Origin of the sequence: Herbaspirillum sp. RV1423, from assembly GCF_000577615.1 — a bacterium.
Lineage (GTDB): Bacteria > Pseudomonadota > Gammaproteobacteria > Burkholderiales > Burkholderiaceae_D > Herbaspirillum.
Genome location: NZ_CBXX010000029.1, coordinates 45,418 through 71,608, shown reverse-complemented (window position 1 = coordinate 71,608; position 26,191 = coordinate 45,418). Strand labels below are relative to the sequence as shown.

General features: G+C 61.0%; 24 protein-coding genes. 16 read left to right on the top strand and 8 right to left on the bottom strand.

What is annotated here, in order from left to right; translation table 11 throughout:
* Nucleotides 1-85: 85 nt before the first annotated feature.
* Together mtgA and corA are read left to right on the top strand one after the other, a co-directional pair.
* The gene (mtgA, locus tag RV1423_RS20670) at nucleotides 86-841 is read left to right on the top strand and encodes a monofunctional biosynthetic peptidoglycan transglycosylase (RefSeq protein ID WP_034300788.1); all 756 of its coding nucleotides are present in this window, start codon (nucleotides 86-88) and stop codon (nucleotides 839-841) included.
* Nucleotides 842-1,043: 202 nt separating this feature from the next.
* A complete protein-coding gene (gene corA / locus RV1423_RS20665) occupies nucleotides 1,044-2,009 on the top strand; it encodes a magnesium/cobalt transporter CorA (RefSeq protein ID WP_034300786.1) in 966 nt (321 codons plus the stop codon).
* A gap of 31 nt (nucleotides 2,010-2,040) precedes the next feature.
* Here the strand turns inward: corA and RV1423_RS20660 are convergent, their stop codons facing one another.
* The 4 genes from RV1423_RS20660 to RV1423_RS20645 form a co-directional block, all read right to left on the bottom strand.
* Entirely contained in the window at nucleotides 2,041-3,171 is a 1,131-nt protein-coding gene (locus tag RV1423_RS20660) for a branched-chain amino acid ABC transporter substrate-binding protein (RefSeq protein ID WP_081768914.1), read from the bottom strand.
* A gap of 148 nt (nucleotides 3,172-3,319) precedes the next feature.
* Nucleotides 3,320-4,462, bottom strand: a complete 1,143-nt coding sequence (locus RV1423_RS20655) for a branched-chain amino acid ABC transporter substrate-binding protein (protein WP_081768913.1) — start codon at nucleotides 4,460-4,462, stop codon at nucleotides 3,320-3,322.
* A 148-nt stretch (nucleotides 4,463-4,610) separates the two neighbouring features.
* Entirely contained in the window at nucleotides 4,611-5,771 is a 1,161-nt protein-coding gene (locus RV1423_RS20650; RefSeq protein ID WP_034300782.1) for an anhydro-N-acetylmuramic acid kinase, read from the bottom strand.
* A 66-nt stretch (nucleotides 5,772-5,837) separates the two neighbouring features.
* Nucleotides 5,838-7,235 carry a peptidoglycan DD-metalloendopeptidase family protein gene (locus tag RV1423_RS20645; RefSeq protein WP_034300779.1) on the bottom strand — a complete coding sequence of 466 codons (1,398 nt, stop codon included), beginning with the start codon at nucleotides 7,233-7,235 and terminating at the stop codon, nucleotides 5,838-5,840.
* Between the two features lie 291 nt (nucleotides 7,236-7,526).
* On the opposite strand from RV1423_RS20645, the gene tyrS reads away from it, so the two are divergent.
* The 9 genes from tyrS (at nucleotide 7,527) to ruvC (ending at nucleotide 15,017) form a co-directional block, all read left to right on the top strand.
* Nucleotides 7,527-8,765 (top strand): tyrosine--tRNA ligase, encoded by a 1,239-nt coding sequence (tyrS, locus tag RV1423_RS20635; RefSeq protein ID WP_034300774.1) that lies wholly within the window; start codon nucleotides 7,527-7,529, stop codon nucleotides 8,763-8,765.
* On the top strand, nucleotides 8,762-9,211 hold the full coding sequence (gene dtd, locus RV1423_RS20630; RefSeq protein WP_034300771.1) for a D-aminoacyl-tRNA deacylase: 450 nt from the start codon (nucleotides 8,762-8,764) through the stop codon (nucleotides 9,209-9,211). The genes tyrS and dtd overlap by 4 nt, the downstream gene beginning before the upstream one ends.
* A 44-nt stretch (nucleotides 9,212-9,255) precedes the next feature.
* Nucleotides 9,256-9,897, top strand: coding sequence for a YbhB/YbcL family Raf kinase inhibitor-like protein (locus tag RV1423_RS20625; protein WP_034300769.1), 642 nt, complete (start codon nucleotides 9,256-9,258; stop codon nucleotides 9,895-9,897).
* A gap of 16 nt (nucleotides 9,898-9,913) precedes the next feature.
* A complete protein-coding gene (locus RV1423_RS20620; protein WP_034300767.1) occupies nucleotides 9,914-10,555 on the top strand; it encodes a histidine phosphatase family protein in 642 nt (213 codons plus the stop codon).
* A gap of 137 nt (nucleotides 10,556-10,692) precedes the next feature.
* On the top strand, nucleotides 10,693-11,709 hold the full coding sequence (dusB, locus tag RV1423_RS20615) for a tRNA dihydrouridine synthase DusB (protein WP_034300765.1): 1,017 nt from the start codon (nucleotides 10,693-10,695) through the stop codon (nucleotides 11,707-11,709).
* A gap of 58 nt (nucleotides 11,710-11,767) precedes the next feature.
* On the top strand, nucleotides 11,768-12,001 hold the full coding sequence (locus RV1423_RS20610; RefSeq protein ID WP_007883354.1) for a Fis family transcriptional regulator: 234 nt from the start codon (nucleotides 11,768-11,770) through the stop codon (nucleotides 11,999-12,001).
* Between the two features lie 76 nt (nucleotides 12,002-12,077).
* Nucleotides 12,078-13,649 (top strand): bifunctional phosphoribosylaminoimidazolecarboxamide formyltransferase/IMP cyclohydrolase, encoded by a 1,572-nt coding sequence (gene purH / locus RV1423_RS20605; RefSeq protein WP_034300762.1) that lies wholly within the window; start codon nucleotides 12,078-12,080, stop codon nucleotides 13,647-13,649.
* Nucleotides 13,650-14,123: 474 nt separating this feature from the next.
* On the top strand, nucleotides 14,124-14,408 hold the full coding sequence (locus tag RV1423_RS20600) for a GIY-YIG nuclease family protein (RefSeq protein WP_034300761.1): 285 nt from the start codon (nucleotides 14,124-14,126) through the stop codon (nucleotides 14,406-14,408).
* A gap of 66 nt (nucleotides 14,409-14,474) precedes the next feature.
* Complete coding sequence (gene ruvC, locus RV1423_RS20595) at nucleotides 14,475-15,017, top strand: crossover junction endodeoxyribonuclease RuvC (protein ID WP_034300758.1); 543 nt, start codon at nucleotides 14,475-14,477, stop codon at nucleotides 15,015-15,017.
* Here the strand turns inward: ruvC and RV1423_RS20590 are convergent.
* Complete coding sequence (locus RV1423_RS20590) at nucleotides 15,014-15,964, bottom strand: DUF808 domain-containing protein (RefSeq protein WP_034300755.1); 951 nt, start codon at nucleotides 15,962-15,964, stop codon at nucleotides 15,014-15,016. The two genes, ruvC and RV1423_RS20590, sit on opposite strands and share 4 nt — an antisense overlap.
* 158 nt (nucleotides 15,965-16,122) lie before the next feature.
* Between RV1423_RS20590 and ruvA the strand changes: the two genes are divergently transcribed.
* From ruvA to RV1423_RS20570, 4 genes are all read left to right on the top strand, one after another.
* Nucleotides 16,123-16,701, top strand: a complete 579-nt coding sequence (gene ruvA / locus RV1423_RS20585) for a Holliday junction branch migration protein RuvA (protein WP_034300752.1) — start codon at nucleotides 16,123-16,125, stop codon at nucleotides 16,699-16,701.
* Nucleotides 16,702-16,711: 10 nt separating this feature from the next.
* Nucleotides 16,712-17,767 carry a Holliday junction branch migration DNA helicase RuvB gene (gene ruvB, locus RV1423_RS20580; protein WP_034300750.1) on the top strand — a complete coding sequence of 352 codons (1,056 nt, stop codon included), beginning with the start codon at nucleotides 16,712-16,714 and terminating at the stop codon, nucleotides 17,765-17,767.
* Between the two features lie 237 nt (nucleotides 17,768-18,004).
* Nucleotides 18,005-18,847, top strand: coding sequence for a 2-keto-4-pentenoate hydratase (locus tag RV1423_RS20575; protein ID WP_197034976.1), 843 nt, complete (start codon nucleotides 18,005-18,007; stop codon nucleotides 18,845-18,847).
* Between the two features lie 36 nt (nucleotides 18,848-18,883).
* Nucleotides 18,884-19,339, top strand: coding sequence for a YaiI/YqxD family protein (locus RV1423_RS20570; RefSeq protein ID WP_034300748.1), 456 nt, complete (start codon nucleotides 18,884-18,886; stop codon nucleotides 19,337-19,339).
* A gap of 30 nt (nucleotides 19,340-19,369) precedes the next feature.
* Here the strand turns inward: RV1423_RS20570 and RV1423_RS20565 are convergent, their stop codons facing one another.
* From RV1423_RS20565 to RV1423_RS20550, 3 genes are all read right to left on the bottom strand, one after another.
* Nucleotides 19,370-20,512, bottom strand: a complete 1,143-nt coding sequence (locus tag RV1423_RS20565; protein WP_034300746.1) for a branched-chain amino acid ABC transporter substrate-binding protein — start codon at nucleotides 20,510-20,512, stop codon at nucleotides 19,370-19,372.
* Nucleotides 20,513-22,034: 1,522 nt separating this feature from the next.
* A complete protein-coding gene (locus RV1423_RS20555) occupies nucleotides 22,035-22,487 on the bottom strand; it encodes a DUF2147 domain-containing protein (protein WP_034300742.1) in 453 nt (150 codons plus the stop codon).
* A gap of 161 nt (nucleotides 22,488-22,648) precedes the next feature.
* A complete protein-coding gene (locus tag RV1423_RS20550; RefSeq protein WP_034300739.1) occupies nucleotides 22,649-25,459 on the bottom strand; it encodes a valine--tRNA ligase in 2,811 nt (936 codons plus the stop codon).
* A gap of 377 nt (nucleotides 25,460-25,836) precedes the next feature.
* Here RV1423_RS20550 and RV1423_RS20545 point away from each other — a divergent pair, with 377 nt between their 5' ends.
* Nucleotides 25,837-26,175 (top strand): hypothetical protein, encoded by a 339-nt coding sequence (locus RV1423_RS20545; protein ID WP_034300736.1) that lies wholly within the window; start codon nucleotides 25,837-25,839, stop codon nucleotides 26,173-26,175.
* Nucleotides 26,176-26,191 lie beyond the last annotated feature (16 nt).

The following is a 26,191-nucleotide window of genomic DNA, read 5'->3' as shown; positions in this document are numbered from 1 at the left end:
CCAATAGCTGCATGGCATTGCCTCCCGGGGCGCGTTCGCTTCCGCGGGTACTGATGAAACGAGTTCTAGATAACAACACCAGAAAATGAAGCTCTTGCGCAAGCTGTTCCTGTGGCTGATCCTGTTGCCGATTACCTTGCTGTTGCTGCTGCAACTGTATTTCTTCGTGCAGATCTGGTGGTGGGTCGATCACAATCCCGCGTCGACCAGCTTCATGCGCCACCAACTTGCGCTGCTGCAGGAAAAGAATCCCAACGCGCAACTGCAGTTCAGATGGGTGCCGTACAACCGCATCTCCAACAACCTCAAGCGCGCCATCATCGCATCGGAAGACTCCAACTTCTCCGAGCATGAAGGCGTCGATTGGGATGCGCTGCAAAAAGCCTATGAAAAGAACAACAAGAAAGGCAAGGTGGTGGCCGGCGGCTCGACGATCACCCAGCAATTGGCCAAGAACCTGTTCCTGTCCGGCGAACGCAGTTACCTGCGCAAGGCGCAGGAGTTCGTCATCACCTATATGCTGGAATTCCTGATGGACAAGCAGCGCATCTTCGAGATCTATCTCAATGTGGTGGAGTGGGGCAACGGCGTGTTCGGCGCCGAAGCGGCATCGCTGCATTATTACGGCATCAGCGCCGCCAATCTCGGACCGAGCCAGGCGGCGCGCCTGGCGGTGATGCTGCCGCGCCCGCGTTTTTACGACAAGAATCCCGGTTCGGCTTACCTGGCCAATCGCACCGGCCTGATCTTGCGGCGCATGAACGCAGCCGAACTGCCGCCGGCCAAGCCCGCGGAAAAACCAGTGCAAAAACCCGCCGCCAGGCAGCCGGCCAGGAAGTAGAACGCATTTCATCAATCCCAGCGAGACGCCTCCAGGCAGTCGGGGCGCTTGCCTGCCGCTGAGCTTGAACGTACACTTGCGTTCGTTTCGCGGGAGGCGCTGTTGCAGCGGTGCCGCAGCCGCGGCGGATGATGCAGGCGTCATCGCCTTGTGATAATGGTATGCCAGTCTTCCGGTCGTCTTGTCCTGACAGTGAGCTCACATGATTAATGTTTTTGTTTTACAGAACGGCCGGCTGAATCAGGTCAACATCGACAGCCGCAGCGACCTGGAAAACATCGCGCCGGTCTGGGTCGACCTGACCGAGCCGACCGATGACGAGCGTGCCTGGGTCAAGAGCATCTACGGCGTGACGCTGCCGGACGAGGACGAATTCAGCGACATCGAAGCTTCCGCGCGTTACTTCGAGGCCGAGAACGGCGACCTGCATTTGCGCACCGATTTTCTGTTCGAGGGCGACGACGACGCCTCGGCCACCATGACGGTGGCGTTCATCCTGGCGCGCAATATATTGTTTTCCGTACATGCCGAAGACCTGCCGGTGTTTCGCCTGGTGCGCATGCGCGCGCGTTCGCGGCCGGGTTCGATCGGCGACTATCGCGACGTGCTGCTGGATTTGTATGAAACCGACGCCGAATATTCAGCGGATGCGCTGGAAGGGATTTACCAGAACCTGGAAGCAGTCAGCCACAGCGTGCTCAAGAAAAGCCTCTCCGATCAGGCCGCCGCCGCGGTGCTCAACACCATTGCCCACGAAGAAGACTTGAACGGCCGCATCCGCCGCAACATGATGGACACCCGGCGCGCGGTCAGCTTCCTGATGCGCGGCCGCCTGCTCAGTTCCGACCAGTTCGAAGATGCGCGCCAGATCTTGCGCGACATCGAATCGCTGGACGGCCATACTGCCTTCCTGTTCGACAAGATCAACTTCCTGATGGATGCCACCGTCGGTTTCATCAACATCAACCAGAACAAGATCATCAAGATATTCTCGGTGGCCTCGGTCGCCTTCCTGCCGCCGACGCTGATCGCCAGCATCTACGGCATGAACTTCAAGGTCATGCCGGAACTGGACTGGCTGATAGGCTATCCGCTGGCGATCCTGATGATGGTCGGGTCGGCGATCGCGCCGTTCTGGTACTTCCGCCGTCGCGGCTGGCTCAACTGAGTCGTGTTGCAGGTATGGCCGCGGGGAAATTTCAGGGCAAGGTATTGAGCGTCTTCCAGGTTTTTTGCTCGGCGCGATAAAGCGTGTAGGGCGGATTCTCCTGGCTGCCGTCGGCGGTGAAGGAGGTGGTCCCCGACAGACCGTTGAATTTCATTTGATGCAGGGCAGGCGACAACACGCTCGGATTGAGCGAGTTGGTGCGCTTCATCGCTTCGACGAGCATGTCGACGGCGTCGTAGGCAAGCCAGGTGAGCGGGATCAGCGGCGAAGTATATTTTTGCCGGTATAGTTTTTCCAGATGCTTGAAGTCCGGCGCCTTTTCGACGGGATTGCCCTGGACCAGCACCAGCGTGCCGTCGGGATATTCTTCCGTCTTGTGTGGGAAGTCCGGATTGATGGCGCCTCCCGCCAGCAGCAACTGCGTGCGTAGGCCGATCTGCTGGAAGCGCGTGGCGAAAGCGCTGCTTTGCGGCACGACGCCGGCAAAGAAAACCAGATCGGCGTCGCTACGCTTGATCTTGGCCATGGCGGTATTGAAATCCGAACTCTTGAAATGGATCCTGTCGGTATCGACAATGGTGCCGCCGAGGCGAGCGACGGCGGCGCTGAAGTTTTTGGCAAGCTCCCTGCCGAGAACCGTGTCGTTGTCGATCAGCATGATGCGTTTGGCGCGCAGCACCTTGATCGCGGTCTCCGCCAAGTATTGCGCGGTATAGTCGCTGTGTCCCAGCATCTGGAAGACATTGGCGTAGCCCAGGCTGGTGAATTCGCGTCCTGCTGCAGTTGGCGACAGCAGAGGGATGCTGGCGTCGCGATAGACTTTGGCTGCGGCGATGCTGGCATCGGTCGAGAGGTGGCCGATGACGCCGACCACGCCTGCGGCGACGGCAGCGCGCGCACTCAGCACCGCCAGGTTGGGATCGTTCTTGTCGTCGGCCAGGAACATCTTCAAGGTCACATTTTTCCCATCGATGCGCAGCCCCTGGTGGTTGATGCGTTCCAGCGCAAATTGCACAGCGTCGCGCATGCTTTGTCCGGGCACCATGGACAGTGGGGCGACGACGCCGACCGTGACGGTCTGGCTGTCATTCTGTTGCGCCATGGCGGACGGGAAGGACAAGCAAAACAGGACGCTTGCCGCTGCACGAAAAAGTATACGCATTGCTGCTCCTTGCCGGAGTTGATTGCCTCGATGTAGTGTTGCATGCGCAGCAACATTCCATGCGGCAAACAAAAGGGTTTTTCGGGCCGTATTTCTTATTTCCTGCTCATCGGCTGACAGCCCCTTGCTGCAACAAACGAACAGGTTCTTACGGAAACGTGCGCACCATTTGCCAGTGTTTTTGGTGCACCTGATACAGGCTGTATGCGGGATCGTTCAAGCTCCCTTCGGCATCGAAAGAGACGCTCCCCGATACGCCGGCATAACGCACTTTGTGCAACGCCGCCACCAGTTTGTCGGGAGCCAGGCTGTCGGCCTGCTTCGTCGCTTCAACGAGAACGCCGACGCAATCGTAGGCGAACAATGACTGGGGGATCAGGTTGGTGGAGAATTTGGCCGCATAGTTCTTTTCCAGGCTCTTGAAGCCCGGCAGTTTTTCCTCAGGCTGGCCGTGCACCAGAATCCAGGTGTTGGCGTCGTATTCGTCGGCGCTGTGCGGGAAGTTGTAATTGACTGCGCCGCCGGCCAGCATCAGGGCGGCTGCCATGTTCTGCTGTTGCATGCGCTGGGCAAACGCCATGCTTTGCGGCACGATCGCTGCCAGGAAAATCATGTCGGCCCGCTGTTTCCTGGCCTCGTCGAGCACCGCGTTGAAGTCCGACGTCTTCTGGCTGATCGAGGCGCGCGCCACGATATCGGCGCCCTTGCTGCGCAATCTCTTGATGAAACTATTGGCCAGCGCGTCGCCCAAACCGGTCTCGTTGTCGATGACCATGATGCGTTTGGCCTTGATCTGGTTCAGGGCCGAATAGGCCAGGTAATCGCCGGTGATGTCGGTGTGTCCCAGCAACTGGAAGACGTTGCGATAGCCTTGCTGGGTGAATACGCGCGCGGTGGTGGTCGGCGATATCTGCGGGATGCCGGCCTCATTGTATATTTTTGCCCCGATCAGGCTGGCGTCGGTGGAAAGATGGCCGACCACGCCGATGACGCCGGCATTGACCATGGCGCGTGCGCTGAGCGCAGCCAGGTTGTTGTCGTTCTTGTCGTCGACGGCAAACAGCTTGAACACGGTGCGCTTGCCATTGATTACCAGGTTGCGTTTATTGGCATCGTCGATGCCTTGCTGCACCGCGTCGCGCAGGGTTTGCCCGCGCGGTGTGGCCAGAGGCATTGCCAGACCAATCAGCGCGGTCTGGATGTTTTCCTGCGCCGCCGCTTTCGGCGTAAGGGACATCAGCAGCATCAACTGCAGGCAGCACATCGAAACGGTTCGTGACAATCGACGCATGTTTCCCTTCCCCGATTTCATCCGCAACAAGTGTAACCGCCGTATCCAGTCCTTTTCGTGTCGGCACGACGCCGATACATTCTAATGCGGACGTGCGCCTATGCAGCATACTGGCTGTGTGGGTGTCTCAGGTTGGCAACGGCGGGCCCTAGCCGGCCGGATACAGTCCGCCCAGTACGCGCAGTCCGCGTGCGCCGGTGACCGCCGGCAAGTTGCCTGGCTGGCGCAGGCAAAAGCGTTGCGCCAGCCAGGCGAACGCCAGCGCTTCCACATGATTGGGGGCCACGCCCAGCGATTCGGTCGACAGCACAGGAATTGAACGCCCTGCGCCGATATGCAAAGCCTGTTCCAGCAATTCCAGCAAGTAAGCGTTGTAGGCGCCGCCGCCGCACACATACACGGCGCCCGTGCCGGGGGCCTGCGCCGTGATGGCGTCGGCGATGGTGGTGGCGGTGAGCGCCGTCAGCGTTGCCTGGACGTCCGCTGCCGGCAAGTGCGAGAAGTCGTGCAGGCGCGCCTGCAGCCATTCCGGGCGAAACAAATCGCGCCCTGTGCTCTTGGGCGGCGGCAGCGCGAAATAGGCTTCGCTGCGCAACGCATTCAGTAGCGCGGGATCGGGTTTGCCGGAGGCGCCCCAGGCGCCGTCGGCATCATAGTTCTGTCCCAGATGCCGGGTAATCCAGGCGTCCATCAGGACATTGCCGGGGCCGGTGTCGAAACCGGAGGTCGCTTCCAGTTTGCCGGTCGGCAAAATACTGATGTTGCCGATGCCGCCGATATTGACGACCACGCGGGCTTCGTCGTCGCTGCCGAAAATTGCCTGGTGGAAGGCCGGCACCAGCGGCGCGCCCTGGCCGCCGGCGGCGACATCGCGGCTGCGGAAATCGGCCACCACGTCGATGCCGCACAACTCCGCCAGCAGGCTGGGATTGTTGGCCTGGCGCGTATAGCCCAGTTCGGGACGATGGCGGATGGTTTGTCCGTGTACGCCGACGGCGCGGATGTAGGCGGACGGGATGGCGCTTTTGTCGAGCAGTTCGGCAACACATTGCGCGTAATGATTGGCCAATTGGTTGGCGGCCAGCGCTTCGCGCTGCAATTCGTCGTCGCCGCTGGCCTGCAACGTCATCAACGCGGCACGCAAATCGTCAGGAAACGGCACGTAGGCAGTCGCCAGCGTCGCTAGCGGCTGGCCGTCATCCGGCAACGACGCCAGCACGCCGTCCACGCCGTCCAGGCTGGTGCCCGACATCAGGCCGATGTACAGCGAGGAGGAAGCGGAACGCGCCGGAGAGAATTCGATGGGCATAAAAAAACCGGTGATGGAGTCGCTGCATTTTACAGCGATTCCATCACCGGTTCGCAGCGGTGGCGCTTAGCGCGAAGCCAGTGCGACGTTGCCGTTTTCTCCGGCCGGACGCAGCAGCGCCAGGCGACGGTTCATGTCGGTCGAGACCGAGCGGAAGCGTTGCAATTGCGCGCCCGCCAGCGGTTGCGCATTCGGCACCTCTACCGACAGCGGATTGCGCGGTACGTTGCTGATGCGGAATTCATAATGCAGATGCGGCCCGGTTGCCCAGCCGGTCATGCCGACATAGCCGATCACGTCGCCCTGACTGACTTTCGTGCCCTTGCGGATGTCGGCTGCGAAACGGCTCATGTGGCCGTAGGCAGTGGAATAATTGTTCCAGTGCTTGATCACGACGATGTTGCCGTAGCCGTTCTGCTTGCCGACGAAATCGATCACGCCGTCGCCGGAAGCATGGATGGGCGTGCCGGTCGGGGCGGCGAAGTCGACGCCGGTATGCTGCTTCCAGATGCCGAGGATGGGATGCATGCGCATCGAGAAGCCCGACGAAATACGCGTGAAGGCCAGCGGCGATTTGAGGAAGGCTTTCTTCAGCGACTTGCCGTCGAATGAATAATAGCCGCCGCCGATCTTGCTGCCCGGCTCGTCGAACCAGACTGCCTGGTAAGTGTTGCCGGCATTGGTGAACTCGCCCGCCAGCACGCGGCCGGTGCGCACCGGTTCGCCATTGTTGTAGAAGGTCTCGTAGACCACATTGAAGCGGTCGCCGCGGCGCAGGTCGGAGGCGAAGTTGATGTTGGTGGCGAACATGTCGACGATCTGCGTCGCAATGCTGTCCGGGATTTGCGCATTATCGGTAGCGGCGAACAGCGACGAACGGATCTGGCCGGAACGCATTTCGATGCGGCGTTCAAGTACTGCCGGCGCGGTGCTGGCCTTGAACTTGTCGCCGTCGCGTTCGATGAGCAGATTGTTGACCGGACCGTCGCGGCTGTCGCTCAGGGTGGCGGTCAACTGCTGCAGCTCACCGTCTTCCGATGTGCGTGCCGTGACACGTTTGCCGGCGCGCAATTGCATGACGGCGCGGGCCAGCGTATCCGACTTGATGAAGCTGGCGGCGGCGGAGTCGTCCACGCCCAGGCGTGTCAGCAAGGTCGCCAGCGTGTCGCCGGCGCGGACTTTGTCTTCGTTGACGTAATATTCTTCGCGGTCTTCGAGCTGCGCGACCTGCTGTTGCAGATCAGGCAAGGCCAAGTCTTTGACAATCGCATGCACCGGCGCGTCGGACGTATCCGGTTCGGCCGGTGCGAAACCGGCTGCGCCGAGCGTGAAGGCGCCGAGGAACAGCGCGCCTGCGGACAGGATCTTGGTCTTGCGGGATGCGCCGTGAAATTTCTCGTGGCAGTAGCGATGGGTGGTGCGGTATAGGGAAGCGGCGCGCGCGAATTTATCTTTAGGGAACATGCAATACGTTAAAATCTACCGTTTACGCTTGTTCAGGATTCTGTTGCAGCGGGGCAAGGCGGCGAGGCGGACCTTTCGGTCGCCACTGGCCGGCGCATTTGCCGCTCAAAGCAAGCATTCGTCATTGGACTCCCCGGTGACGCATGCTTTTACAGATTCCCGACAGGCAATGAATGCGAATTCTCTGCTGATTGCGCTTCTAGATGGCGTGCGGCAGAAAGACGAAAGTGCGCATTATAACAAGCGTCAATCCGGTACTGTCCTACAAGAATCTATTTTTTAGTTATATCAATGAACGCCGAACAGCCCACATCCCAAATCCTGCCCCTGTCCGATAACGTGCTGGAAGCGCTGGCCATCGCCAAACGCGGCGTCGACGAATTGCTGATCGAAAGCGAATTTGCGCAAAAGCTGGCGCGTGCCGAAAAGAGCGGCCAGCCCTTGCGCATCAAGCTGGGTCTGGATCCGACCGCACCCGATCTGCATCTGGGCCACACCGTCGTGTTGAACAAGATGCGCCAGTTGCAGGATCTGGGTCACAACGTGATATTCCTGATCGGCGATTTTACGTCGATGATCGGCGATCCGTCCGGCCGCAACGCCACCCGCCCGCCGCTCACGCGCGAGCAGATCGAAGTCAATGCCAAGACCTATTTCGCGCAGGCCAGCCTGGTGCTGGACGCGGCGAAGACCGAGATCCGTTACAACTCAGAATGGTGCGACCCGCTCGGCAGCCGCGGCATGATTCAACTGGCCTCGCGCTATACGGTTGCGCGCATGATGGAACGCGACGATTTCACCAAGCGCTTCAAGGAAGGCACGCCGATTTCGGTGCATGAATTCCTGTATCCGCTCATGCAGGGCTACGATTCGGTCGCGCTGAAAGCCGACCTTGAGCTGGGCGGCACCGACCAGAAGTTCAACCTGCTGGTCGGCCGAGAACTGCAAAAGGATTTCGGCCAGGAGCCGCAATGCATCCTGACCATGCCGCTGCTCGAAGGCCTGGACGGCGTCGAAAAGATGTCCAAGTCCAAGAACAATTACATCGGCATCACCGAGCCGGCCAACACCATGTTCGCCAAGGTGATGAGCATTTCCGACGTAATGATGTGGCGTTATTACGAACTGCTGTCGTTCCGCTCGATCGCCGACATCGCCGGCTTCAGGGCCGACGTCGCGGCGGGCAAGAATCCGCGCGACATCAAGGTGGCGCTGGCGCAGGAAATCGTGGCCCGTTTCCATTCGCAGCAGGCTGCCGAAGACGCGCTGGCCGATTTCGTCAACCGTTCCAAGGGCGGCATCCCGGACGACATCCCGGAAGTCAGCCTGGCCGGCGCGCCGCTGGGCATCGGCCAGTTGCTGAAGCAAACCAACCTGTGCGCCTCGACCTCGGAAGCATTGCGCATGGTGGAGCAGGGCGGCGTGCGCATCGACGGCGCCGCGATCAGCGACAAGGGCCTCAAGGTCGAGGCCGGCGTATTTGTCCTGCAGGTCGGCAAGCGCAAATTTGCACGCGTCACGTTGGCATGATCGGACTGTTGCAACGAGTCAGCAAAGCTGATGTCGTAGTGGAAGGCGAGCGGATCGGCTCGATCGGCGCCGGCCTGATGGTGCTGGTCTGCGCCGAGCGCGGCGATACTGAAAAGGAAGCCGACGCGCTGTTGGGGAAGTTGCTGAGTTATCGCGTTTTCGCAGATGATGCCGGCAAGATGAACCGCAGCGTGACCGATGTGCAGGGTGGTTTGTTGCTGGTGCCGCAATTCACGCTGGCAGCCGATACGCGTTCCGGCACGCGGCCGTCGTTCACGCCCGCCGCCGCACCGGAAGACGGCAGAAGATTGTTCGACCGCTTTGTCACACAGGCGAAAGCCAGGCATGGCATGGTGGAGACCGGCCGCTTCGGCGCCGACATGCAGGTCTCGCTGACCAATGACGGTCCTGTCACGTTCTGGTTGCAGGTGAAACCGGCGCATTAAACCGATGCGTTTACACTGACACTGATTTCTAAAGGAGAGCACACATGAAACTCTGGAGCGATTCTTTCAAAGACGGCGCCGCCATTCCGGGCGAATTCGCCTTTGCGGTGCCTGACGTCAAAAGCCACGTGGCGTTGTCGTCCAACAAAAACCCGCACCTCGCCTGGAGCGACGTGCCTGCCGGCGCCAGGTCGCTGGTGCTGGTCTGCCATGACCCCGATGTGCCGTCGCGCGGCGACGACGTCAATCAGGAAGGCAAGACCGTGCCGGCCGATCTGCCGCGCGTCGATTTCTTCCACTGGACGCTGGTCGACATCCCGGTCGGCGTCAGCACGCTGGCCGCCGGCCAGTTCAGCAGCGCCGTCACCACGCGCGGCAAGGCCGGCCCGGCGATTCCGGGCGACCCGCTGTCGGGCGCGCGTCACGGCCTCAACGATTACACCAGTTGGTTTGCCGGCGACGGCGACATGAGCGGCGACTACTTCGGCTACGACGGTCCGTGTCCGCCATGGAACGACGCCATTGCGCACCGTTACATTTTCACGCTGTATGCGGTGGACCAAGAGCAACTGACGGTCACCGGAAAGTTCAGCGGCACCGATGTACGCAATGCCTTGCAAGGCCATGTCCTGGCCGAGGCCAGCATCACGGGCGTCTATACGCTGAACCCCGCACTCGTCAAATAAGCACGCGCCAAAAGCCATGACCGACATCCTGCTGATCCGCCACGGTGAAACCGACTGGAACGTCGACAAGCGACTGCAAGGCCACATCGACATCCCCTTGAACGCCGAGGGGCAGCGGCAAGCGGCGGCTCTGGGCCGGGCGCTCGACAGCGAAGCGCTGGATGCGATCTATGCCAGCGACCTCCAGCGCGCCCGCGACACGGCGCAGGCCGTGGCCAGCCGGCAAGGCAAAAGCGTGCAGCTCGACCCCGCGTTGCGCGAGCGCTGCTATGGTGGTTTCGAAGGCTTGCTGCATCACGATATCCAGCAACGCTACCCGGCGGATTTTGCCGCGTGGAAGGCGCGCGAACCCGATGCGCGTTATCCGGCCGGCGAACGCGCGGCCGAGACCATGCGCGAATTTTCGGCGCGCGTCGTCGGCGCCGTGACACGGCTGGCCGCCGGCGGCCACCGCAAGATCGCCATCGTTACGCACGGCGGGGTTCTCGAATGCATCTACCGCTGGACCAGGCAGACCGGTTTCGCCCCTGCGCGCGACTTCGACATCTTCAATGCCGGCATCAACCGTCTGCATTGGGACGGCGAGCGCCTGCAGATCATACGGTGGGCGGACATCGCACATTTATCGCCGCGAGTGCTCGACGAAATAGATCGCTGAGCCGGGCCGACGCATTGCCGTCCTGCCAAGTTGTTGCCGCATTGCGCTGCACGACCGATTCTTGTTGGGATGCAGGGCCAATCGCGCTAAAATAGCGCCCTTCCCCTGCAACCACAAGACCGCACCGTCTACGACCTGTGAACATCGGCCCGCATTCCCTGCGCAATAACGTTTTCGTCGCCCCCATGGCCGGGGTGACGGATCGTCCTTTCCGCCAATTGTGCAAACAGTTGGGGGCGGGTTATGCCGTGTCGGAAATGGCGGCGTCGGACCCGCGCCTGTGGCAAAGCGAAAAGACCTCCCGCCGCACCAACCACGACGGCGAGATGGAACCGAAGGCGGTGCAGATCGCCGGCGCCGATCCCGCCATGCTGGCCGATTGCGCCAGACACAATGTCGATCGCGGCGCGCAGATCATCGACATCAACATGGGATGCCCGGTCAAAAAAGTCTGCAACAGTTGGTGCGGTTCGGCCCTGTTGCAGAATGAAAAGCTGGTCGGCCGAATTCTCGACGCCGTGGTCGGCGCCGTCGACGTGCCGGTCACGCTGAAATTCCGCACCGGCTGGAACCGTGAAAATAAGAACGCCCTGGCCATCGCCGCCATGGCAGAACAGAGCGGCATCGCCATGCTGACGCTGCACGGCCGCACGCGCGCCGACGGTTATAGCGGCGAGGCCGAGTACGACACCATCGCCGCGGTCAAGGCCGCGGTGAATATCCCGGTGGTCGCCAACGGCGACATCGCCACGCCGGAACGCGCCAGGCATGTGCTGGCTGTGACCGGCGCCGACGCCGTCATGATCGGCCGCGCCGCTCAGGGGCGGCCCTGGATCTTCCGCGAGATCGATCATTTCCTGCGCACCGGCACGCATCTGCCGGCGCCGATGGTGGCCGAGGTGCAGGAACTGATGCTGGAACATTTGCAGGCGCACTACGCGTTCTACGGCGAGTATCTCGGCGTGCGCACGGCGCGCAAGCACATCGGATGGTATGTCCGCGATCTGCCGGGCGGCGAAGCATTCCGGCAGCGCATGAACCGCCTGGAAGATTGCCAACTGCAATGGAATGCCGTGCGCGATTTCTTCGAATCGCAGTCCGCCTATGGCGAGCGGTTACAATACGGGTTTGCCGATCAGCCGCTGGCAGCTTAGCTGTGCACTGGTTTGAAGGCCATTGATCAACACTGGAAAAGAATAGAAGCACCGCGTAATGAGTAAAGAAAGTATCGAGGATGTCGTCAGGAAGAGCCTTGACAAGTACTTCAAGGACCTTGGCGAGCAACTGCCATCGAATGTCTATGACATGGTTGTTTTGACGGTCGAGAAACCGATCTTCGAAGCAGTGATGGCGCGTGCCGACGGCAATCAGTCGCAGGCGGCGGAAATTCTCGGCATCAACCGCAATACCTTGCGCAAGAAACTGCAGCAGCACGGCTTGTTGTAATCGCTTACATGGGGCGCTCAGGAACGCAAGCGCCGCCGGTCCACCACAGAATTCCTTCATCTACCTTCATGCCATCATGATCAAACAAGCACTCATTTCCGTTTCCGACAAAGCCGGCGTGCTCGACTTTGCGCGCGCGCTGTCCGCCATGGGCGTCAACATCCTGTCCACCGGCGGCACCGCCAAGCTGCTGGCCGACAATGGCGTCAAGGTGACCGAAGTCGCCGACTACACCGGCTTTCCGGAAATGCTGGACGGCCGCGTCAAGACGCTGCATCCGAAAGTGCATGGCGGCATCCTGGCGCGCCGCGATTTTCCCGAACACGTCGCCGCGCTGGCAAAACATGAGATCCCGACCATCGACATGGTGGTGGTCAACCTGTACCCGTTCCAGCAAACCGTCGCCAAAGAAGAGTGCTCGCTGGAAGACGCGATCGAAAACATCGACATCGGCGGTCCGGCCATGCTGCGTTCCTCGGCCAAGAACCACAAGGACGTGGTGGTGATCTGCGACCCGACCGATTACGCCGGCGTGCTGGCCGACCTGCAAGCCAGCGGCGACCTGCCGTACGAGAAACGCTTTGCGCTGGCCAAGAAAGTGTTCGCGCACACCGCCCAATACGACGGCGCCATCACCAACTATTTCACCTCGCTGGGCGAAGACAAGCAACACGCCACGCGCAGCGCTTACCCGGAAACGCTGAACCTGCATTTCGAAAAAGTGCAGGACATGCGCTACGGCGAAAACCCGCATCAATCGGCGGCGTTCTACCGCGACGTCAAGAAGGTCGACGGCGCGCTGGCCAACTACATCCAGTTGCAAGGCAAGGAACTATCGTTCAACAACATCGCCGACGCCGACGCGGCATGGGAGTGCGTCAAGACCTTCAACGCCGCCGACACCACCGCCTGCGTCATCATCAAGCATGCCAATCCGTGCGGCGTGGCGGTCGGCGCCAATCCGCTGGAGTCCTACAGCAAGGCGCTGCAGACCGATCCGACCTCGGCCTTCGGCGGCATCATCGCCTTCAACCGCGAACTCGACGGCGCAGCGGCCGAAGCGGTCGCCAAGCAATTCGTCGAAGTACTGATCGCACCCGCGTTCAGCGCCGAAGCCAGGAAGATTTTCGCCGCCAAGCAAAACGTCCGCTTGCTGGAAATCCCGCTTGGCAGCGGCCTGAACACGTATGACTTCAAGCGCGTCGGCGGCGGCCTGCTGGTGCAGTCGCCGGATTCGAAGAACGTGCTGCTGGAGGAAGTGAAGGTTGTCAGCAAGAAGCAACCGACGCCGCAACAATTGCAGGACCTGATGTTCGCCTGGCGCGTCGCAAAGTTCGTCAAGTCCAACGCCATCGTATTCTGCGGCAACGGCATGACGCTGGGCGTGGGCGCCGGCCAGATGAGCCGCATCGACTCCGCCCGCATCGCCTCGATCAAGGCGCAGAACGCCGGCCTGACGCTGGCCGGTTCGGCGGTGGCGTCGGATGCCTTCTTCCCGTTCCGCGACGGCCTGGATGTGGTAGTCGACGCCGGCGCCACCTCCGTGATCCATCCGGGCGGCTCGATGCGCGACCAGGAAGTGATTGATGCCGCGAATGAACGCGACGTGGTCATGTTGTTGACGGGCACACGTCACTTCCGTCACTGATATTCAATACCGTCGTCCTGACGAAAGTCAGGACCCAGCGTCGTAAAGACGGCTGACAAGACACCGGGCCCCAGCGTTCGCTGGGACGACAAACAAGTTCCTTTTTGATGGTCAATTCACGCTCGGTAATGTCCGCGCATGAGTTATGTCGCCGGTATTCTGTCGAATCAACCAATACCGTCGTCCTGACGAAAGTCAGGACCCAGCGTCGTGAAGACGGCTGACAAGACACCGGGTCCCAGCGTTCGCTGGGACGACAAACAAGTTCCTTTTTGATGGTCAATTCACGCTCGGTAATGTCCGCGCATGAGTTATGTCGCCTGTATTCTGTCAAATCAACCAATACCGTCGTCCTGACGAAAGTCAGGACCCAGCGTCGTAAAGACGGCTGACAAGACACCGGGCCCCAGCGTTCGCTGGGACGACAAACAAATCCCTGGTTGATAATTAATTCACACGCGGTAACATTCGCGTATGAGTCATTTTGTCTATATTCTGGCGAGCCAACGCAACGGGACTTTATATATCGGCGTCACCAACGACGTGGTGCGACGTGTTTATGAACATAAACAAGGCTTGATATCCGGATTTACTCGGAAGCATGGGATCAAGGATTTGGTGTATGTTGAAGTCTTTGACGATGTAATCGGCGCTATCGCCCGTGAAAAACAATTGAAAACTTGGCGACGCGCCTGGAAAATCGAGTTGATCGAAAAGACGAACCCCTACTGGAATGATCTCTATGCAACAGTCGTTTGACGCCACTGGGGCCCAGCGTGCGCTGGGACGACGCGTAATTTTGCAGCCTTGGATGCATTCGGGCTTATGAAAATTCTCGGCATCGACCCCGGCTTGCGCACCACCGGCTTTGGCGTAATCCACAAGCAGGGCGCCAAGCTCACCTATATCGCATCCGGCACCATCAAGACGCCGGACGCCGATCTGCCGCAACGGCTCAAAGTCATCCTCTCCAGCGTCGGCGAAGTCATCAAGGCTTATGCGCCCGATTGCGCCGCCATCGAAAAAGTGTTCGTCAACGTCAATCCGCAATCCACTCTGCTGCTTGGGCAAGCCCGCGGCGCAGCGATTTGCGCGCTGGTGAATGCCGATCTGCAGGTGGCGGAATACACCGCGCTGCAGGTCAAGCAAGCCGTCGCCGGGCACGGCAAGGCGCAGAAGCAGCAAGTGCAGGATATGGTGCAGCGCCTGCTGGCGCTGCCGGGTCTGCCGGGCACCGACGCAGCCGATGCGCTCGGCGTGGCGATCTGCCATGCGCACAGCGGCGAAGCCCTGAGCGCGCTCGGCGCACTCGCGCCGGGATTGGCGAAGAAAGGCCTGCGCGTACGCGGCGGCCGCCTGATCGGCTAGTTCTTTCCGAACATTTTCAACACGCGTTTTACTGCTTCCACCACGAGCAGCACCACCGCGCCGGCGATCACACCGAATACCGCGTCGAGCAGCGCCGGGGCAATCGCCGACAGCACGCCGCCGACCGCCGGCAGCGCCGCCAATGGCGCAGCGGCGTCCGCAATCCAGTGATGCACCGCCGGGATGCCGTGCGTGAGGATGCCGCCGCCGACCATGAACATCGCCACCGTGCCGATCACCGTCAGGCTCTTCATCATGACGGGCGCGGCACGGAGGATAGCGCGCCCGACACCCTGCCTGAGCGTGCCCAGCCAACCGTCGCCGCCCGTGCGCAACAGATACAGGCCGCCGTCGTCGAGCTTGACGATGCCGGCCACCGCGCCGTACACTCCCGCCGTCATGATCAGCGCGATGCCCACCAGCACCGTGATCTGCTGCTGGATCGAGGCGTCCGCGACAGTGCCCAGGGTGATCGCGATGATTTCGGCCGACAGCACGAAGTCGGTGCGGATCGCGCCCTTGATCTTGTCCTGCTCATAGGCGTCCCGGTCGGCGCCGGCAGCGGGGACTTCTCGATGATCCTCCGCTTTCTCGTCATGGTCATCATCATGCGGCAGAAACCTGTGCGCCAGCTTCTCGAAACCTTCAAAGCACAGGAACGCTCCGCCCAGCATCAGCAGCGGCGTCACCGCCCACGGCGCGAAGGCGCTGATGGCCAGCGCCGCCGGCACCAGGATCGCCTTGTTTTTCAGCGAACCCTTGGCGACCGCCCATACCACCGGCAATTCGCGGTCGGCATTGACGCCGGCGACTTGTTGCGCATTCAGCGCCAGGTCGTCGCCGAGCACGCCGGCGGTTTTCTTGGCGGCGACTTTGGTCATGAGGGAAACGTCGTCAAGTATGCTGGCGATGTCGTCGATCAATGCGAAAAAACTGCTGCCTGCCATGAATGTCCTTTGGATGTACGGGTGAGTCGCGTTTGCCGGAAACAGGCCAGACGATAGCCGGGACGTTCTCGCAAGGCAAGCAATTCCCTGAGGATAGATATACTGTTTATCCGAACAGTACTGTATCATTCGGTAATCCTTTTCGATTACCTGCCATCATGATCGGTCGCCTCTCCGGAATCCTGCTCGAAAAAAATCCCCCGCAATTGCTGGTCGATTGCAACGGCGTCGGTTACGAAGTCGGCGTGCCCATGAGCACCTTCTACAATCTGCCCGGCCTCGGCGAAAAAGTCGTCTTGCTGACCCATCTGGCGATCCGCGAAGACGCCCACGTGCTGTTCGGTTTCGGCAGCGCCGAGGAGCGCAACACCTTCAAGGAACTGATCAAGATTTCCGGCGTCGGCGCGCGCACAGCCTTGTCGATCCTGTCGGGCATGTCGGTCAGCGACCTGGCGCAGGCGGTGACCTTGCAGGAAGCCGGCCGCCTGACCAGAGTGCCGGGCATCGGCAAGAAGACCGCCGAGCGCCTGCTGCTGGAACTCAAGGGCAAGCTTGGCGCCGATCTCGGCGCGGCCGGCGGCGCGGTGCATCACGATGCCACTTCGGATATCCTCAACGCCTTGCTGGCGCTCGGTTATTCCGACAAGGAAGCGACCCTGGCGATCAAGCAGGTGCCGGCCGGCGCCAGCGTCTCCGACGGCATCAAGCACGCATTGAAAGCACTGTCCAAAGCCTGAACGGTAAACCATGAGCATCCAGACCGACGACTTTTCCGAACAGCGCATCATCGCCGCCACGCCGGCTTCGGCCAACGAGGAGGCGATCGAGCGCGCGCTGCGGCCCAAGCAGCTCGATGAATACGTCGGCCAGGAAAAAGTGCGCAGCCAGCTCGAGATCTTCATCTCGGCGGCGCGCCAGCGCGGCGAAGCGCTCGACCACACCCTGCTGTTCGGTCCGCCCGGTCTCGGCAAGACCACCATGGCGCACATCATCGCGCGCGAAATGGGCGTCAACCTGCGCCAGACTTCCGGCCCGGTGCTTGAACGCGCCGGCGACCTCGCGGCGCTGCTCACCAATCTCGAAGCCAACGACGTCCTGTTCATCGACGAAATCCATCGGCTGTCGCCCGTGGTCGAGGAAATCCTCTACCCCGCGCTGGAGGACTACCAGATCGACATCATGATCGGCGAAGGCCCGGCGGCGCGTTCGGTGCGCCTCGACCTGCAACCGTTCACGCTGGTCGGCGCCACCACGCGCGCCGGCATGCTGACCAATCCGCTGCGCGATCGCTTCGGCATTGTCGCGCGCCTGGAGTTCTACACCCCGCCCGAACTGGCGCGCATCGTCACGCGCAGCGCCGGCCTGCTCAATGCGCCCATCGTCGAAGAAGGCGCGCTGGAAATCGCCAAACGCAGCCGCGGCACGCCGCGCATCGCCAACCGCCTGCTGCGCCGCGTGCGCGACTATGCGGAAGTGAAAGGCAACGGCAGGATCACGCAAGACATGGCCGACGCTGCGCTGGTGATGCTCGACGTCGACCCGGTCGGTTTCGACCTGATGGACCGCAAGCTGCTGGAAGCGGTCTTGTTCAAATTCAGCGGCGGTCCGGTCGGCCTCGACAATCTGGCCGCCGCCATCGGCGAAGAGCGCGACACCATCGAAGACGTGCTCGAGCCTTACCTGATCCAGCAAGGCTACCTGCAACGCACGCCGCGCGGCCGGATCGCCACGCCTGCGGCCTACACCCATTTCGGCGTCGCCGCGCCGCGCACCAGTCCCAACGGCGATCTCTGGGGCGGTTGAAAGGCTCTCGGGACGCCGTGTACAGGCCCGATCCGGCACTGGTCTGACCAATTCGCATTGCCCGGATGATTGCGTGCGCGCGGTGCAACAGTCGGGCGCGCCTCACACCAATTCGTTAGGAATTTGCCAAGAAATTCGCCATGATTTTCTTGTAATTTCTTTATTTTCACTTGTGCAAAAATTAATCGTCGTCGACAATGGATAGCTAATCACTATCTTTCTGTGGGCGAGCCTCTCATGCTTATGTCGAGCCAAGCCAGTCGGTACGCACATCAACTCCTCGATGCGCGTGCAAACACACGTCTACTGCCGCTTTTATCCTCCTCCGAATCGCTGTCCGTCGACGATGCCTACGACATCGCCCGTCGTATCCTCGACATTCGCATCGCGCAGGGAGAACAGCCGGTCGGTCGCAAGATCGGCTTCACCGTGCACAAGACCTGGGACAAATACGGCGTCACCGACGATGTGCGCATCCCCATCTGGGCGCCCATCTATGACACCACCGTGCGCTACGCCGACGACAACCACGGCACGCAAAGCCTGACCGGCGCCCAGCAGCCGCGCATCGAACCGGAAATCGTCTTCAAGCTCGGCCGGACGCCGTCGCCGGACGCCACCATGGACGAGCTGGCGGAGTGCATCGAATGGATGGCGCACGGCTTCGAGATTGTTGCCTGTCCCTTCGCCAATTGGGAGTTCACCGTCGCCGACGCGATTGCCGCTTTCGGCCTGCACGGCACGCTGATCATCGGCGAGCCGCATGTGCTGTCGTCGGCCACGCGCCATAACCTGGCGCAAATCCTTGCCGGCGCCAGCGTGTCGCTGTCCAGCAGCACCGACAGCAACGGCACCCTGCGCGCCGCCGGCTTCTGCAACGATGAAGCCGACAGCCCCTTGCATGCCCTGTGGCACCTGCATCAATTGCTGAAGAAGCAGCCGCAATTTTCGCCACTGACGGCGGGCGAGATCATCACCACCGGCACCTGGACCGACGCCTATCCCATTGAAGCGGGGCAGACCTGGATCACGGCATTCTCCGGCGTCGCCTTGCCGGGCCTGACGGTGTCCTTTGTCTGAGGACCGGCGCGCCGTCTCTGGCTTTCAGGCCGGCTGATGCATATCTGGGTTGATGCCGATGCCTGTCCCGGCGTGATCAAGGACATGTTGTTCCGTCTTGCCGATCGCACCCACATCCCCGTGACGCTGGTCGCCAACCGGCAACTGCGCGTGCCGCCGTCGCGTTTCATCAAAACCGTCGTGGTGCCGGCCGGGTTCGACGTTGCCGACCAGAAGATCGTCAAACTGGCGCAGGCAGGCGATCTGGTCATCACCGCCGACATTCCGCTGGCGGCGGACATCGTCGCCAAGGGCGCAGCGGTGCTCAATCCGCGCGGAGAAATGTACACCGCAGACAATATCCAGCAGCACCTGAGCATGCGCAATTTCATGGAAGAACTGCGCAGCAGCGGCGTTGAAACAGGCGGGCCGGCTGCGTTCAGCCTCAGCGACGGCCGCACTTTCGCAAAGCAACTGGATCGCTACGTGTTGCAACGCAAGCCTGTCCCATAGTCCCATAGGCGGCAGCGTTTTCGCCTGACCTCATCTGCCGCCGAAGATTCTCAGCGGCCGCCATTTTCCATCCTCGATCTGATACAGCGTATAGCTCGGTTTGAGCAGCGCGCCATCGGCGTCGAAGGCGATGTTGCCGCTGACGCCGCTGTATTTCATGTCGTGCAGGGTGGCGACGATCTTGCCGCGCTCAAGGGAATTCGCTTTCTTCGCAGCGGCGATCAGCAGGTTCACGCTGTCGTAGGCATAGATCGCGAACGGCGGCATCTCCGTACCGAAGCGGTCGGCGTATTTCTTCTGCAAAGCCGGCATTCCGGGACGTTTTTCCAAAGGCATGCTGGGCACGATAGCGAGGATCGTGTTGTCGATCTTCCCGGCATGCTGCAAAAAGTAATTGTTCACGACGCTGCCAGTGATCAGCAATGTCGACGGCAGATGAAACCGCTGCAGGTTGCGCGCCAGCGCATCGCTCTGGGCCACTCGTCCGCTGAAGAAGATCAAGTCGGGTCTGACCTGCTGCGCCTTTTGCAGCGGCAGGTTGAAGTCAGATGTCTTGCCGTTGACCGACGTGCGATGAACGATTTCGCCATCGGCCGCTTTCACATGGTTGGAGAAATAATCCGCCATGCTGATGCCCAGATAGGCGCCGTCGTCCAGGATGAGCACACGCCTGAGCCGCTGTTCCCTGACCAGATAATCCGCGGCGAAAGCCAGGCCGGCATCATCATTGCCGATGATCTGGAAGGCGGTCTTGTAGGATTTTTGCGTGAAGCCGCGGCTCCAAGACGCCGGCGATATCTGCGCCAGCCCGGCGGTGTTGTAGATCGGCGCGGCGATCACGGTCGTGGCGCTGCTCCAGTGTCCGATGACGCCGATGGCCTTGCTGCTGACGAAAGCGCGCGCAATGTATTCGGTGATGCGCGGGTCTGCCTTGTCATCCTGTTCCTGCAATTCGAAGAATACCGGCTGGCCGTTGATGCGCGGATTGGATTTGTTGGCCTCTTCGACGGCCAGCAGCGCCGCGTTGCGACCGCTCCTGGCGTTGATTTCGGCCAATGGTGCGGCAAAACCGATCGGGACGACCCGCGTCGCCGCAGGGTCGACGGCTAGCGCATCGGAGAAGCCGGCGCAGGCCAGCAGGAAAAGCAAAGCAATACGGCGCGAGATTGACATGCGTCCCCCCAAGTACGAAAGTCATGCTTTTCCTTGCACAGGAGCGCGATACCGGTTCAACATCAACTTGGCGCCATGGCAGGAAGTCCAGGCAGCGTCCCCGATGCAGTCTTATGTGCTGCTTTTCGCGCAGGAAGTGATGTTGAGTATAAAACAAGAAAATCAGGATGCGGACAAAAAATAAAGGTGGACATTGGCCTAATGCCGTTCAGCGAAGTGTAAAAAACTCCTTACCGCATCGTCACTCCACCACAACCGTCGTCCTGACGAAAGTCAGGACCCAGCGTCGTACCAGACGTTCTCACGCCACTGGGTCCCGGCGTGCGCCGGGACGACGGACGGGAAAACAGGCTTCACTGAACGGCATTGCCGCATCGTCACTCCACCACAATCGTCGTCCTGACGAAAGTCAGGACCCAGCGTCGTACCAGACGTCGTTACGACGCTGGGTCCCGGCGTGCGCCGGGACGACGGCCGGGAAAATGGGCTTCACCGAACGGTATTACCGCATCGTCAATCCGCCACAATCGTCGTCCTGACGAAAGTCAGGACCCAGCGTCGTAGCGGACGTCGTTACGACACTGGGTCCCGGCGTACGCCGGGACGACGGACGGAAAAACAGGCTTCACTGAACGACATTGCCGCATCGTCACTCCACCACAACCGTCGTCCTGACGAAAGTCAGGACTCAGCGTCGTACCAGACGTTCTCACGCCACCGGGTCCCGGCGTACGCCGGGACGACGGACGGAAAAACAGGCTTCACTGAACGGCATCGCCGCATCGTTACTCCACCACAACCGTCGTCCTGACGAAAGTCAGGACCCAGCGTCGTACCAGACGTTCTCACGCCACTGGGTCCCGGCGTACGCCGGGACGACGGACGGAAAAACAGGCTTCACTGAACGGCATTGCCGCATCGTCACTCCACCACAACCGTCGTCCTGACGAAAGTCAGGACCCAGCGTCGTACCAGACGTTCTCACGCCACCGGGTCCCGGCGTACGCCGGGACGACGGACGGAAAAACAGGCTTCACTGAACGGTATTACCGCATCGTCAATCCGCCACAACCGTCGTCCTGACGAAAGTCAGGACCCAGCGTCGTACCAGACGTTCTCACGCCACCGGGTCCCGGCGTGCGCCGGGACGACGGACGGGAAAACAGGCTTCACTGAACGGCATTGCCGCATCGTCACTCCACCACAATCGTCGTCCTGACGAAAGTCAGGACCCAGCGTCGTAGCGGACGTCGTTACGCCACTGGGTCCCGGCGTGCGCCGGGACGACGGACGGGAAAACAGGCTTCACTGAACGGCATTGCCGCATCGTCACTCCACCACAATCGTCGTCCTGACGAAAGTCAGGACCCAGCGTCGTACCAGACGTTCTCACGCCACCGGGTCCCGGCGTACGGAAAAACAGGCTTCACTGAACGGCATTGCCGCATCGTCACTCCACCACAATCGTCGTCCTGACGAAAGTCAGGACCCAGCGTCGTACCGGACGTCTTCACGACACCGGCTACTCTTCGCGCACCCAGGTCTGCGTGCGGCCCAGCATCGGCATGCCGATGTAGCCGCGCACCTTGAGTTTCGCGCCGTCTTCGACAACGGTCAGCTTGCTCTTGTACAACTTGCCGTTGGCCGGATCGAGGATATGGCCGCCGTTGTATTCGTCGCCGTCTTTCTTCAGCCCCGAGAGGATGGTCATGCCGATGACGGGCTGGTCCTTGAGCGCGCCTTCGCATTTTTCGCACTTGGGATTCTGGTCCTCTTCCGGTGCGCGGAACAGCTTCTCGATCTTGCCCTTCAATTCGCCGTCGTTCTCGGTGATGCGGATCAGCGCCTTGGGTTTGCCGGTGGCGTCGTCGATGTTCTTCCACAGGCCGACCGGGGAGCCGTCGGCCCAGGCGTTGATTGCGGCAAAAGTACTCAGCGCCAACAGGGCGCTGTTCAGGATAATGCGTGTTTTCATGGTGTCTCCATCCACGGTTGATTGAATAAAAGCACGGTTGTTCTAATTTTTTCGTCTAGTGTAGACAAGCTTGCCGCGTCCGGCAAGGAATAAAAAAGCCGCCGTCCTTTGCGGGACGGCGGCTCTGTTTTTGCGCTCCGGCAACCAGCGCGGCGACTGGCTTACTTCAGCTTGGCCAATTGTTCCTGCAACTTCGCCAGCGTGGCGGTGAAGTTGGCCAGGCGTTCCTTCTCCTGCGCCACGACCGCTTCCGGCGCGCGCGCGACGAAGCTCTCGTTGGACAGCTTGGCGTTGGCCTTGACGATCTCGCCGCTGATGCGGGTGATTTCCTTGTTCATGCGTTCGCGCTCGGCGGCGATGTCGATTTCCACCTTCAGCATCAGCTTCAGATCGCCGACGATGGCGACCGGCGCCGGCGATTCCGGCAATTGCGCCACAACCTGCGTATCGCTCAGCTTCACCAGCGTTTGCAGGTACGGCAGGAAAGAGTTCACCGACCCCGCATCCGCAGCCTCGACAATCAGCGGCACGCGCAGCGCCGGCGACAATTGCATCTCGCCGCGCAGGTTGCGGCAGGCGTCGGTCAGCGTCTTCAATTGCGTCATCCAGGCTTCGGCCTCGTCGTCGATCTTTTCCAGATCCGCTTGCGGATACGGCTGGCGCATGATCGAGTCGCCCGCCGGGTCGAGCTTCTTGTCAGTCAGCGGCGCCACGCTTTGCCACAATGCTTCGGTGATGAAAGGCAGCACCGGATGCGCCAGGCGCAGCACGGCTTCCAGTACGCGCAGCAGCGTGCGGCGGGTCGCGCGTTGCTGCGCCTCATTGCCGTTCTGGATTTGCGACTTGGCCATTTCCAGATACCAGTCGCAGTATTCATCCCACACGAACTTGTAGATCGCCGAAGCGATGTTGTCGAAGCGATAGTCGGCAAAGCCCTTTTCCACTTCCGCTTCGGTGCGCTGCATGAGCGACACGATCCAGCGATCCGCTGGCGAGAATTGCAGCTTTTCCTTGTCGCACACGCCCTTGACGTGTCCGTCGAAACCGCAGTCCTGGCCTTCGGTGTTCATCAGCACGAAGCGCGTCGCGTTCCACAACTTGTTGCAGAAGTTGCGATAACCCTCGCAGCGGCCGAGGTCGAAGTTGATGTTGCGGCCCAGCGTCGCCAGCGAGGCGAACGTGAAGCGCAGCGCATCGGTGCCGAATGCCGGGATGCCGTCGGCGAACTCCTTGCGCGTGGCCTTCTCGATGCTGGCCGCCTGCTTCGGATTCATCAGGCCGACGGTGCGTTTGGCGACCAGCGCATCGACGCCGATGCCGTCGATCAGATCGATCGGGTCGAGCGTGTTGCCCTTGGACTTGGACATCTTCTGGCCGCTGGCGTCGCGCACCAGACCATGCACGTAGACCGTCTTGAACGGCACCTGGCCGGTGAAATGCGTGGTCATCATGACCATGCGCGCCACCCAGAAAAAGATGATGTCGAAACCGGTCACCAGCACCGACGACGGCAGGAACAGCTTGTAATCCGGCGTCACCTCCGGCCAGCCCAATGTCGAGAACGGCACCAGCGCCGACGAGAACCAGGTGTCGAGCACATCGTTGTCGCGCGTCACGGCCTTGCCGCCGGCTTGCGCCTTGGCCTCTTCCTCCGTGCGGGCGACATAGATCTTGCCGTCCGCGTCGTACCACGCCGGGATCTGGTGGCCCCACCACAGTTGGCGCGAGATGCACCAGTCCTGGATATTGTTGAGCCACTGGTTGTAGGTGTTGGTCCAGTTTTCAGGAATCAGCTTGATCTCGCCGTCGGCGACTTTTTCCAGCGCCACTTCGGCGATCGACTTGCCCGGGAAGTAGGTGCCCTCCGGCGCCGGCTTGCTCATCGCGACGAACCACTGGTCGGTCAGCATTGGCTCGATCACCACGCCGGTACGGTCGCCACGCGGCACCATCAGCTTGTGCGGCTTGACCAGTTCCAGCAGGCCCAGCGCATCGAGGTCGGCGACCATCTGCTTGCGCGCCTCGAAGCGATCCAGACCTTGATACTTGGCAGGGCCGTTTTCGTTGATCTTGGCGTCCAGCGTCAGGATGCTGATCTTGTCCAGGTTGTGGCGCGCGCCCACGGCATAATCGTTGAAGTCATGCGCCGGCGTGATCTTGACGCAGCCGGTGCCGAATTCCTTGTCGACGTATTCGTCCTTGATGATCGGGATTTCGCGATCGGTCAGCGGCAGCTTCAGCATCTTGCCGACCAGATGGGCATAGCGCTCGTCGGTCGGATCGACCGCCACGGCGACGTCGCCCAGCAGGGTTTCCGGACGCGTGGTCGCCACCGTGATGTGGCCGCTGCCGTCGGCAAGCGGATACCTGATGTGCCACATCGAACCGTCTTCTTCTTCCGACACCACTTCGAGATCGGAGACCGCCGTACCCAGCACCGGATCCCAGTTCACCAGTCGCTTGCCGCGATAGATCAGTCCCTGTTCGTACAGCCGCACAAATACTTCCGTGACCGCCTTCGACATCTTCGGATCCATCGTGAAGTACTCGCGGTTCCAGTCGGTCGAGGCGCCCATGCGGCGCATCTGGCCGGTGATGGTGGAGCCGGATTTTTCCTTCCACTCCCACACCTTCTCGACGAACTTCTCGCGGCCGAGGTCGTGGCGCGAAATCTTTTGCGCATCGAGCTGGCGTTCCACCACGATCTGGGTGGCGATGCCGGCGTGGTCGGTGCCGGGAATCCAGGCGGTGTTGAAACCGCGCATGCGATGGTAGCGGGTCAGGCCATCCATGATGGTCTGGTTGAACGCATGGCCCATGTGCAGCGTTCCGGTCACATTCGGCGGCGGCAACTGGATGCTGAACGACGGTTTTTCAGGCGCGGTAGTGGCCGCGAAATATCCGCGCTTTTCCCACTCTTCGCGCCAGAATTTCTCAATCTCGGCAGGCTCGAACGACTTGGCTAATTCCATGATTTGATGTGTGTTTTTGCGAAACCGTCCATTATAAGGGAGGAGCCGCCAAAACAGGCTTGGGGACCGAAATTGAACGGGCCGCACAAAAGTGGCAATTCGGCAATATTCGATTGACCCTCGTTTTAGCGGACGGTATCCTGACGCGTCCCTGAGAAAAAAGGGAACGGGTTTGACAGCTCGAAGACTATCCCGGCGAAAGGCCGCCGCAAGCGGCCTTTTGCTCTGCTTTTGCACGCCTCCATGGCGGGCCTTGGCAGGGACACCTTCGGGTATGCCGGTTTGCGGGATAGTGCCGGTCTGTCAACCCTGTCTTGTGCCCGCCACCCTCGTCCGGCGAGGTGTAGTGGGTGATCTCGCATTCACATGGAGGCTCCATGACCAGCACCAGCAGCACTGACCGCATCGCCCGCGACGCTGCCGGGCAACACCCGCCCACGCATCAGGATTTCCGCTGGATCGAAGGTCCGGCGCAACACAGTTCCTACGCCCGTTTCATCGAAACCGCGCTCGACATCAGCGCCGGCGTCCACGCCTGCCTGCAAATCATTTACGCCAGCGAATTGGAGCGCGCCGCCAACCGCGCCGCCGACACGGGACAAACCGCCGCGCCGGCCATCGGCGAACAGGAGGCCGATCGCCTGATGCGGCTGTCGATCGCCGCGTCGGGATTATTGCATGACGAGGCGCAGCGGCGGGTGGAGAGGTTTCGTTAGATGGTGAACGTTACCG

Excerpts from the sequence above, each read along its gene's own strand:
- mtgA (WP_034300788.1), top strand. The coding sequence starts at position 86 with ATGAAGCTCTTGCGCAAGCTGTTCCTGTGGCTGATCCTGTTGCCGATT.
- corA (WP_034300786.1), top strand. The coding sequence starts at position 1,044 with ATGATTAATGTTTTTGTTTTACAGAACGGCCGGCTGAATCAGGTCAAC.
- RV1423_RS20660 (WP_081768914.1), bottom strand. The coding sequence starts at position 3,171 with ATGCGTATACTTTTTCGTGCAGCGGCAAGCGTCCTGTTTTGCTTGTCC.
- RV1423_RS20655 (WP_081768913.1), bottom strand. The coding sequence starts at position 4,462 with ATGCGTCGATTGTCACGAACCGTTTCGATGTGCTGCCTGCAGTTGATG.
- RV1423_RS20650 (WP_034300782.1), bottom strand. The coding sequence starts at position 5,771 with ATGCCCATCGAATTCTCTCCGGCGCGTTCCGCTTCCTCCTCGCTGTAC.
- RV1423_RS20645 (WP_034300779.1), bottom strand. The coding sequence starts at position 7,235 with ATGTTCCCTAAAGATAAATTCGCGCGCGCCGCTTCCCTATACCGCACC.
- tyrS (WP_034300774.1), top strand. The coding sequence starts at position 7,527 with ATGAACGCCGAACAGCCCACATCCCAAATCCTGCCCCTGTCCGATAAC.
- dtd (WP_034300771.1), top strand. The coding sequence starts at position 8,762 with ATGATCGGACTGTTGCAACGAGTCAGCAAAGCTGATGTCGTAGTGGAA.
- RV1423_RS20625 (WP_034300769.1), top strand. The coding sequence starts at position 9,256 with ATGAAACTCTGGAGCGATTCTTTCAAAGACGGCGCCGCCATTCCGGGC.
- RV1423_RS20620 (WP_034300767.1), top strand. The coding sequence starts at position 9,914 with ATGACCGACATCCTGCTGATCCGCCACGGTGAAACCGACTGGAACGTC.
- RV1423_RS20610 (WP_007883354.1), top strand. The coding sequence starts at position 11,768 with ATGAGTAAAGAAAGTATCGAGGATGTCGTCAGGAAGAGCCTTGACAAG.
- purH (WP_034300762.1), top strand. The coding sequence starts at position 12,078 with ATGATCAAACAAGCACTCATTTCCGTTTCCGACAAAGCCGGCGTGCTC.
- RV1423_RS20600 (WP_034300761.1), top strand. The coding sequence starts at position 14,124 with ATGAGTCATTTTGTCTATATTCTGGCGAGCCAACGCAACGGGACTTTA.
- ruvC (WP_034300758.1), top strand. The coding sequence starts at position 14,475 with ATGAAAATTCTCGGCATCGACCCCGGCTTGCGCACCACCGGCTTTGGC.
- RV1423_RS20590 (WP_034300755.1), bottom strand. The coding sequence starts at position 15,964 with ATGGCAGGCAGCAGTTTTTTCGCATTGATCGACGACATCGCCAGCATA.
- ruvA (WP_034300752.1), top strand. The coding sequence starts at position 16,123 with ATGATCGGTCGCCTCTCCGGAATCCTGCTCGAAAAAAATCCCCCGCAA.
- ruvB (WP_034300750.1), top strand. The coding sequence starts at position 16,712 with ATGAGCATCCAGACCGACGACTTTTCCGAACAGCGCATCATCGCCGCC.
- RV1423_RS20575 (WP_197034976.1), top strand. The coding sequence starts at position 18,005 with ATGCTTATGTCGAGCCAAGCCAGTCGGTACGCACATCAACTCCTCGAT.
- RV1423_RS20570 (WP_034300748.1), top strand. The coding sequence starts at position 18,884 with ATGCATATCTGGGTTGATGCCGATGCCTGTCCCGGCGTGATCAAGGAC.
- RV1423_RS20565 (WP_034300746.1), bottom strand. The coding sequence starts at position 20,512 with ATGTCAATCTCGCGCCGTATTGCTTTGCTTTTCCTGCTGGCCTGCGCC.
- RV1423_RS20555 (WP_034300742.1), bottom strand. The coding sequence starts at position 22,487 with ATGAAAACACGCATTATCCTGAACAGCGCCCTGTTGGCGCTGAGTACT.
- RV1423_RS20550 (WP_034300739.1), bottom strand. The coding sequence starts at position 25,459 with ATGGAATTAGCCAAGTCGTTCGAGCCTGCCGAGATTGAGAAATTCTGG.
- RV1423_RS20545 (WP_034300736.1), top strand. The coding sequence starts at position 25,837 with ATGACCAGCACCAGCAGCACTGACCGCATCGCCCGCGACGCTGCCGGG.